Origin of the sequence: Mycobacterium sp. E2989 (assembly GCF_001667595.1) — a bacterium.
Lineage (GTDB): Bacteria > Actinomycetota > Actinomycetes > Mycobacteriales > Mycobacteriaceae > Mycobacterium.
This window is the reverse complement of record NZ_LZJX01000090.1, coordinates 1-2,662: the sequence shown is the minus strand read 5'-3', so window position 1 is coordinate 2,662 and position 2,662 is coordinate 1. Positions and strand designations below refer to the sequence as shown.

3 protein-coding genes and 1 pseudogene are annotated in these 2,662 nt (G+C 69.5%); 3 read left to right on the top strand and 1 reads right to left on the bottom strand.

Annotation, left to right across the window (positions count from 1 at the left end):
- Positions 1 to 344, top strand: a 344-nt coding sequence (locus tag A5680_RS15780; protein ID WP_067820854.1) for a hypothetical protein, incomplete at its 5' end; no start/stop codon positions are given.
- 5 nt (positions 345 to 349) lie between these two features.
- Here the strand turns inward: A5680_RS15780 and A5680_RS15775 are convergent.
- On the bottom strand, positions 350 to 1,066 hold the full coding sequence (locus tag A5680_RS15775; RefSeq protein ID WP_067820851.1) for a DUF3060 domain-containing protein: 717 nt from the start codon (positions 1,064 to 1,066) through the stop codon (positions 350 to 352).
- 20 nt (positions 1,067 to 1,086) lie between these two features.
- Here A5680_RS15775 and A5680_RS15770 point away from each other — a divergent pair, with 20 nt between their 5' ends.
- Together A5680_RS15770 and A5680_RS15765 are read left to right on the top strand one after the other, a co-directional pair.
- Positions 1,087 to 2,139: an NADP-dependent oxidoreductase gene (locus tag A5680_RS15770; RefSeq protein ID WP_067820848.1), complete on the top strand. Its 1,053-nt coding sequence runs from the start codon at positions 1,087 to 1,089 to the stop codon at positions 2,137 to 2,139.
- A gap of 153 nt (positions 2,140 to 2,292) precedes the next feature.
- Positions 2,293 to 2,662, top strand: a pseudogene (locus A5680_RS15765) (1,3-beta-glucanase); the annotation flags it as partial.

Here is a 2,662-nt window from a genome sequence, read left to right as displayed (position 1 = left end):
AGGGCAGCGAGGGGCTGCGCGAGGTCTTCGAGCGGGTCAGCAAATTTGTCGCGGCCCCCGGGGCCCGGCCCGGGTGGTCGTCGTTCTTCGACGACCTGTCGCGCCGCCCGCGCCCGGAGCCGGAGACCGCCGGCGAGGCGGGCGACGGCGTCTGGGCCATTTACACGGTGGACGCCGACGGCGGCGCGCACGTCGAACAGGTCTACGCGACCGAGCTCGACGCCCTGCGGGCCAACAAGGAAAACGTCGACCCCAAGCGCAAAGTGCGATTCCTGCCCTATGGGATCGCGGTCAGCGTGCTCGACGGCGATTCGCCCGACGAGGAACCCGGCGAGCCGGCGTAACGCCCTCAGCCCTGCTGGACGACGTTCGAACTACCCGAGTTGCCGACCTTCGGCGTGCCCGAATGGTAGGTGACCTTGTTGCTGAAGCCGGAGGCTTCGATGCTGTCGACGGAGTCGACGGTGATCTCGTTCTGCACCCCCGACACCGTGAGGCTGGCGCAGTGCCCGGTGATCACCACCGTGTTCGACACCCCGCTCACGCTGACGGTGTTCTGGTTGCAGGCGATGGTCCGGGTCTCGCCGATGCCGGAGACGCTGATCCTTTCGCCCGGCGCCGGGGGCGGTGACGTCGACGCCGACGGCGACGGCGTGGTCGTCCTGGTCCGGGTGGTCGAAGGCGCGGGGCCGGTGGTGAAGGTCGACGGCGGACCGAACGTCCCGGAGATCGTCGGCGGGGAGCTGATGATCGACCGGACACCGGAAAGCTGGTGGGCGGCGAAGGCGGCGATGCCGCCCGCCAGCGCCAGCACGCCGATGGCGATGACCGTGCCCAGGATCCACCACATCCGGTTGCCCGACGGGCCCTGCGGGGGCGGGCCGCCGAACTGGCCGCCGTAGCCGCCGTAGTTCCAGGACGGCGGCGGTGGCGGCGGGGCCCCCGGCCCGGGCGAGTACGCCGGGGCCGCGGGCGCTGCGCTGTTAGCTTCGGATGCCCGCGCCGCGTCGGCGAGCGGGCGCTCGAGTTCCCGGATCCGATCCTCCGGGTCGTCGTTTGCTGCCATGGGTTGAATATGCCATTCGCATGGGTGATTTCGGCCGGTTCGGTATTTTCTGCTTCGTGTCCTTGCCGAACCGTCAGGTCTTGTTGCGTCGCCGCCCCACCGGGCTTGTCCAGCCGGGTGACACGGAGCTGGTCACCGCGCCGGCGCCCGAACCCGCGGAGGGGGAGGCGCTGCTGCGCACCACCTACGTCGGAATCGACGCGGCCGCCCGCACCTGGCTCGACGACCAGCCCGGCTACCTGCCGCCGGTGCAGCTGGGCGAGGTCATCCGCGCGGCCGGCATCGGCGAGGTGGTCGCGTCGCGCTGCGACGCCTACGCCGTCGGCGACGTCGTCACCACGCTGACCGGATTTTCGGAATACGCGATCATCCGCGACGACCTGTTCAGCACGCCCATCCCGGGCGAGGACGACCAGCTGGCGATCATGTCGGTGTACGGGCCGACCGGCGCCACCGCCTATTTCGGAATGACCGACATCGGCCGGCCCAAGGCCGGCGAGACCGTGGTGGTATCCGCGGCCGCCGGCGCCACCGGATCGGTGGCCGGGCAGATCGCCAAGATCGCCGGCGCCCGGGTCGTGGGCATCGCGGGCGGGCCGGAAAAGTGTCGGGCGGTGGTCGAGGACTTCGGTTTCGACGCGTGCATCGACTACAAGAACGAGGACGTCGCGGCCGCCCTCAAGCAGCACTGCCCGCGGCGCGTGGACGTCTACTTCGACAACGTCGGCGGGCCCATCCTCAACGCGGTGCTGGGCCGCCTGGCCCAGCACGCCCGGGTCGTCCTGTGCGGGGTGATCTCCAGCTACCTGACCGGCGAGCATCCCGGCCCGGCCAACTACGTGAACCTGCTGTCGAAGACCGCGTTGATGCAGGGGTTCAACTCCCTCGACGAATGGGGCCGCTTCGACGAGGCCTTCGCCGCCCTGCGCAAGTGGGAGGCCGAGGGCCGCCTGCGGCACCGGGAGACCATCTTTGACGGGATCGAGTCGTGCGTCGACGCCCTCAACGGTTTGTTCACCGGGGTCAACATCGGCAAGACGCTGGTCAAGCTCAGCGAACCGGCTTCGGGCTGACCCGCGCCGTCGTCAGCGTGCGAAAAGTCGCCGCCACGGCCCGGGTGTGGCATGCGTGGCACCCCGGCGCGTGGTTTCATAACACCGTTTGCAAAAGTTGCTCAGGGGTATCGCGCTAGGTCGGAGCCGGCTTTCACGATTGGTGGGTTGTAGATGGATCGTCGCAGCATGATGTTGATGTCGGGGCTCGGCTTGTTCGGGGCTGCGATGCGGTTGCCGGGTGCCTGGGCCACCCCGCCGGCACCGCAGGCGCCGACGGCCGGCGGCGGGCCGTACATCTTCGCCGACGAGTTCGACGGCCCCGCGGGCTCGGCGCCCGACCCGGGCAAATGGACCATCCAGACCTGGCAGGACGACGTCTTCCCGCCGGTCGACGGGATCTACCGCGACGACCGCCAGAACGTGTTCGTCGACGGGCACTCCAACCTGGTCCTGTGCGCCACCCATGACGTGCTGAGCAACACCTATTACAGCGGCAAGCTGCGCGGGAACTTCCGCAGCATGATCAACCAGACCTGGGAGG